Origin of the sequence: Mesorhizobium sp. M7A.F.Ca.US.006.04.2.1 (genome assembly GCF_004022915.1) — a bacterium.
GTDB classification, from domain to species: Bacteria; Pseudomonadota; Alphaproteobacteria; order Rhizobiales; family Rhizobiaceae; genus Mesorhizobium; species Mesorhizobium ciceri.
In genome coordinates, this window is sequence record NZ_RZQA01001674.1 from 1 (window position 1) to 413 (window position 413).

General features: G+C 60.3%; 1 protein-coding gene. It reads left to right on the top strand.

The features are described from left to right. Positions 1-14: 14 nt before the first annotated feature. On the top strand, positions 15-413 hold a 399-nt coding region (locus EN925_RS39345; protein ID WP_206633256.1), incomplete at its 3' end, for an exodeoxyribonuclease III.

The window sequence follows — 413 nt, forward strand, 5'->3', positions numbered from 1 at the left end:
GCATCGAGACCGCCATGAAAATCGTCACCTGGAACATCAACGGTGTCCGCGCCCGCATCGGCAACCTGACCCATTGGCTGACCGAGAGCGCACCCGACATCGTCTGCCTGCAGGAGATCAAGACGGTCGACGAGCAGTTCCCGCGCGCCGAGATCGAGGCGCTTGGCTACAATGTCGAAACCCATGGCCAAAAGGGTTTCAACGGCGTCGCGCTGTTGTCGAAGCTGCGCTTCGACGAGGTGATCAGGGGCCTGCCCGGCGACGATGCCGATGAACAGGCGCGTTTCATCGAAGGCGTTTTCTCAACCGACAAGGGCGCCTTGCGCGTTGCCTCGCTCTATCTGCCGAACGGCAATCCGATCGATGACGAGAAGAAGTTTCCTTACAAGCTGTCCTGGATGGCGCGGCTTGAG